The following is a 5,075-nucleotide window of genomic DNA, read 5'->3' as shown; positions in this document are numbered from 1 at the left end:
AATTACCAGACGCAATTCAAGACGCCGTACCAGTTCGTGGTCTCGGCCCTGCGCGCGGGCGATATTCCGGTGCGCAATGCCAAGCCGGTCAATGGCGAACTGGGGCAATTCGGCATGCCGCTGTACGGCTGGCTCACGCCCGAGGGCTACAAGTATTCGCAGGCGGCCTGGCTCAATCCCGGCGCGCTGCTGCGGCGGATCAATCTGGCCGGCAACCTGGCCAGCGGCAGGACACCGATCGCCCGCGTGGAAGGCGCGCCTGCGCCCTCCAATACGGAGGCTCCGCCGCTGGACGCAGCGGCCTTGCTGCGCACCCTCGGCCCGGCCATCACGCCGGCCACCGCCGCACAGATCAATGCCGCACCTGAGAACCAGCGTGCCGGCCTGATCCTGGGCAGTCCCGATTTCATGAAACGCTAACCGCTGGAGGCCAGCATGAACCGCCGCCATTTTCTCCGTTATCTGGGCGCTGCCGGCAGCGGCGCCATCCTGGTGCCGATCGGCTTGTCCGGCTGTGCTGTCGTGCCGACCGGCGACCAGACCATCAGCCGCAGCAACCACACGCCCGGCAAAGTGGCCTACGGCTCCCCTGCCCCGCGCGCGCATGCCCAGGGTGACGGTGCGCCGCGCATGGTGGTGGTGTTCCTGCGCGGGGCCGTCGATGGCCTCAACGTGGTGGTGCCACATGGCGATCCGCTGTACTACCAGGCGCGTCCGACCATTGCGGTGGCGCGTCCCGGCCAGGCCAACGGCGCGCTGGACCTGACAGGTTACTTCGGTTTGCATCCGGCGCTGCAGCCGCTGATGCCGTACTGGGAAAGCGGGCAGCTGGCCTTCGTGCATGCATCGGGTTCGCCCGATGGCTCGCGCTCGCACTTCGAAGCGCAGGACTATATGGAAACCGGCACACCCGGCCAGCACAGCACGCGCGATGGCTGGCTCAACCGGGTGATGGATTACCTGCCGCCGGCCGAGTCGCCTCTGCAGGCCATCAACGTCGGCAGCGCCACGCCGCGCATCCTGAGCGGCCACAACGTGGCGGCCAATCTGCAGACGGGGCGCGATGCCACGCGTCCGAGCATGATCGACCAGCCGCGCTGGAGCCAGGTCTTCGATCCGCTGTATGGCGGTGATGATGCGCTGGGCAAGGCCTATCGCGATGGCATGGCCGCGCGCAAGCAGCTCATGGCCGAGATCAACAGCCAGGAGCAGCAGATGGCCAACAACGGCGCGCCGCTGCCCAATGGGCTCTCCATGGATACGGCACGCTTGGGCCGGCTGATGCGGCATGATCCGCGCATCCGACTGGCCTTCCTGGCCGTGGGGGGCTGGGATACGCACATTGCACAAGGCAACGGGACCGGCCAGTTAGCCGGGCGTCTGTCGCCGCTGGCCACGGGCCTGGCCACGCTGGCGCGTGAACTGGGGCCAGCCTTCAATGACACGGTGATCGTGGTGATGTCCGAATTCGGGCGCACCTTCAAGGAGAATGGCAACGGCGGGACCGATCATGGCCACGGCAATGCGATGTGGCTGATGGGGGGCAATCTGCGCGGCGGCAAGATTTATGGTCAGTGGCCGGGGCTGAATCAGACAGCCTTGAACGAGGGGCGCGACCTGGCGATCACGACGGATTTCCGGGCGGTCTTGTGTGCGCTGTCGGAGCGACATATGCGCATCCCGGATCAGGCATTGGAGAAAATTTTTCCACAATATGCTGGCGGATCGAAAGGGATGCCCGACCTGTTCATCTAGATCACTGCAGGAAAATCCTGGGATGAATTTCCCACTCTAGTTTCGAAGATTTTCGGTACCCGTTAACGGTAGCCTTTTGCGTTCGCAACGGCGTTCCGTCACGGGTGACGCCGCAAAGGCTGCTATGCCTTAACTCTAGAGACGGGATGTCCATGGCCGAATTAAAGAAAGCGCCGTATTACCAACCTCAGAAAGGCTTGTTCGGTATCGAATTGAAAGAATTCAAGGGAGTCAGGGGATGCATTCCTCTGGAGACCCCAACGGGCATATCAATTGAGAGGCTTCCACCAGGAGCAAAGCCTCCTTCTCCACCAAACCACACTACCGAGTCAAAAAAGGGCGAGAAGCAAGCTCGGGTCCCGCCGGCTGCACAACAATCAAAAACTCCACAAGCGAAGGCCAAGAGGAAGACGATACCGACCGAACTTGAATTTGAAGTTTGTGAAAACCCGCCGGCTTTCGATCTGTAAGACGTACCTTTCGCGATGGACCAATTGGGCTGGACCGTATCGGCGAAACTGGCGCGAACGTGGTTTTCCAGTGCGGCCCATATCTTTAACGATGATCCTCGTTCAGAGCAGCCCCTCAATGACAGCGTCGTATCTCTTGAATGGGCATTGAGATTCGGAAGTGTTCGGAAGAAATACGAAAAATTTCTTGCCAGTGACATCTATACGCCGCGTGCCGTTGGTGCTGCTACAGACGCGGCAAAGGGTTTCGTCGGTCATCTCTTCGAAAGCAGGAATAGCAATTTAAGCGTTGATACCTCCCCGTTTTTAGGCGACTTGCGGAACTTCCATAACTGAAGAAGCCCATCGACCTGAAACTTGGTGAAATATGCCGACCAGAATCCTTAAGCTCATTGGGCTAGCATTTCTGATTTATCTTGGAGCAGGCCTCATTGTTCATCTCGCGCGGCCTGATTATGCTCGCTGCGAATTCTACAATCGGCCGGAGACGCTGGACGGCGGTGTGAAGTTTTTGAACGGAACTTCCTATCGATTCCAGATGTGCGGTACAGGTGGCAACGATGAACACGGCACCGACGATCATATCGAACTCAAGGTGTTCGACGAAAAAGGTACGCTCCTTGCCAGGCGCTACTTTGCAGTCAACTGGTACGCGGGAAATAGCTTCCACGAAGCGCTGAAGTTTGGCAGTGAATCTGTCAGCTATGTGGATACGTCTGACGAGTCACAATACAAGAAGCACTTGAGCATCCCGCCAACAACGTGGGATTGGATCCGAGCCAGATTGCCGTTGTTCTGACCCGAGAGGCAGATCATGATCGGCAAGCTGGCTGATGTCATTCAGCCTCGGCAATCCACGCCGCCTGAATGGCTTCCAGAATGCGCTCGCCAGAGCGATTGGGATCATCCTCAAACCCCTTCAGCTCCATCACCCAACGATGCAGGTCGGTAAAGCGGATGGTCTTGGGATCGACCTCGGGATACTTGTCGTAGAGTTCCTCGGCGATCTGCTGGGTATCAGTCCATTTCATGTCAGTCTCCCCGGCGCCGTGGCACCGAACGAAAACCTCGGAAGATCAGTGATTCTCCGAAGCGTGGTTGATGGTGTACTTGGGGATTTCGACGGTCAGGTCTTCTTCGCCCAGCACCACCTGGCAAGACAGGCGGGACGTCGCTTCCAGGCCCCAGGCCATATCCAGCAGGTCTTCTTCCTTGTCGGTCGGATCACCGAGGGTCTCGAAACCTTCGCGGATGACCACGTGGCAGGTGGTACAGGCGCAGGACTTTTCGCAGGCGTGCTCGATGTCGATGTCGCTGTCCAGCAGCGCATCGCACAGGGTCTTGCCGGCGGGGGCATCGATCACCGAGCCTTCAGGGCAAAGGACCGGATGGGGGAGGATGACGATCTGGGGCATGGTGGCTCTCGTGTCTTGTCTATCGTGTCTACAGTATTCGGGGGGACAAATCGCTTACGCGACTTCGTCCAGTTTCTTGCCGGCCAGCGCGGCGTGCACGCTGCGGTCCATGCGCCGTGCGGCGAATTCTTCCGTGCCATGCGCCAGCGCATCCACCGCCGCCTTGATGGCGAGGTGATCCGCACCTTGCGCGGCGGCCGTCACGGCTTCGATCTGCGCTTCGATGGCCACGCGCTCGTCTTCCGACAGCAGCGCGGCATCGACCTGCAGGGCCGAACGGGTGGCCAGAACGATGCGCTCGGCTTCGACCTGTTCTTCGCGCAGGGCGCGGCGTTGCATGTCTTCATCGGCCGAGCTGAAGGATTCCTGCAGCATGCGGGCGATTTCATCGTCACCCAGGCCATACGAAGGCTTGACGGTGATGGAAGCTTCCACGCCTGAGGTCATCTCGCGCGCCGACACGGCCAGCAAGCCATCGGCATCGACCTGGTAGGTCACGCGGATGCGCGCCGCACCGGCAGCCATCGGCGGAATGCCGCGCAGCTCGAAGCGGGCCAGTGAACGGCAGTCGGCCACCAGTTCGCGCTCGCCCTGCACCACGTGGATTGCCATGGCGGTCTGGCCATCCTTGAAGGTGGTGAATTCCTGGGCGCGGGCACAGGGGATGGTGGAATTGCGCGGGATGACCTTCTCGGCCAGGCCACCCATGGTCTCGATGCCCAGCGACAGCGGGATCACGTCCAGCAGCAGCCAGTCGTCACCCGGCGCGCGGTTGCCGGCCAGCAGGTTGGCCTGCACGGCCGCACCCAGCGCCACCACCTTGTCGGGGTCGATGTTGGACAGCGGATTGGTCTTGAAGAACTCGCCCACCGCGCGGCGGATGTGCGGCATGCGGGTAGCACCGCCGACCAGCACCACGCCATCCACGTCTTCCACGGTCAGGCCGGCATCGCGCAGGGCCTTGCGGACCGGGGCCATGGTCTTGGCGACCAGGTGCTGGGTGATCTCGTTGAATTGTGCGGCGGTAATCGACAGGTGCACTTCTTCGCCGGACTTGAGCACGGCATCGATCTGCACTTCATCCTTGGTCGAGAGCAGTTCCTTGACCTCGCGCGCCTTGACCATCAAGAGGCGCGTGTCTTCATCCGACAGCGGCTGCAGTTGCGCTTCGTGGCTGATCCAGCAGAACAGGCGATGATCGAAATCATCCCCGCCCAAGGCCGAGTCGCCACCCGTGGACAGCACTTCGAAGACGCCGCGCGTGAGCTTGAGGATGGAAATATCGAAGGTACCGCCGCCCAGGTCATAGACCGCGAAGATGCCTTCGGAGGCATTGTCCAGACCGTAGGCAATGGCTGCCGCCGTCGGTTCGTTGAGCAGGCGCAGGACATTGAGACCGGCCAATTGCGCCGCGTCCTTGGTGGCCTGGCGCTGG

At 61.1% G+C, this 5,075-nt stretch carries 7 protein-coding genes and 1 pseudogene; 5 read left to right on the top strand and 3 right to left on the bottom strand.

The window, feature by feature from the left end; all coding sequences use genetic code 11:
• From B3873_RS00960 to B3873_RS00940, 5 genes and pseudogenes are all read left to right on the top strand, one after another.
• On the top strand, positions 1 to 420 hold a 420-nt coding region (locus tag B3873_RS00960; protein ID WP_286863602.1), incomplete at its 5' end, for a DUF1800 family protein.
• 15 nt (positions 421 to 435) lie between these two features.
• Positions 436 to 1,755: a DUF1501 domain-containing protein gene (locus B3873_RS00955; RefSeq protein WP_034331337.1), complete on the top strand. Its 1,320-nt coding sequence runs from the start codon at positions 436 to 438 to the stop codon at positions 1,753 to 1,755.
• A gap of 146 nt (positions 1,756 to 1,901) precedes the next feature.
• Positions 1,902 to 2,225, top strand: a complete 324-nt coding sequence (locus B3873_RS00950) for a hypothetical protein (protein ID WP_286863601.1) — start codon at positions 1,902 to 1,904, stop codon at positions 2,223 to 2,225.
• A 12-nt stretch (positions 2,226 to 2,237) separates the two neighbouring features.
• A pseudogene (locus B3873_RS00945) lies at positions 2,238 to 2,561 on the top strand (DUF6402 family protein); the annotation flags it as partial.
• A 31-nt stretch (positions 2,562 to 2,592) separates the two neighbouring features.
• Entirely contained in the window at positions 2,593 to 3,024 is a 432-nt protein-coding gene (locus tag B3873_RS00940) for a hypothetical protein (protein WP_286863599.1), read from the top strand.
• Between the two features lie 37 nt (positions 3,025 to 3,061).
• Here the strand turns inward: B3873_RS00940 and iscX are convergent, their stop codons facing one another.
• The 3 genes from iscX to hscA all read right to left on the bottom strand — a co-directional run.
• Entirely contained in the window at positions 3,062 to 3,256 is a 195-nt protein-coding gene (gene iscX, locus B3873_RS00935) for a Fe-S cluster assembly protein IscX (RefSeq protein WP_286863598.1), read from the bottom strand.
• Between the two features lie 45 nt (positions 3,257 to 3,301).
• Positions 3,302 to 3,640, bottom strand: a complete 339-nt coding sequence (fdx, locus tag B3873_RS00930; RefSeq protein ID WP_286863597.1) for an ISC system 2Fe-2S type ferredoxin — start codon at positions 3,638 to 3,640, stop codon at positions 3,302 to 3,304.
• A 54-nt stretch (positions 3,641 to 3,694) separates the two neighbouring features.
• Positions 3,695 to 5,075 (bottom strand): Fe-S protein assembly chaperone HscA (hscA, locus tag B3873_RS00925; RefSeq protein ID WP_286863596.1); only part of this gene is annotated, 1,381 nt, incomplete at its 5' end.

The organism is Herbaspirillum sp. UBA812 (genome assembly GCF_002296545.1).
Taxonomy (GTDB): Bacteria; Pseudomonadota; Gammaproteobacteria; order Burkholderiales; family Burkholderiaceae_D; genus Herbaspirillum; species Herbaspirillum huttiense.
Note: the sequence above shows the minus strand (reverse complement) of the source record. Positions and strands in the feature narration are given on the sequence as shown.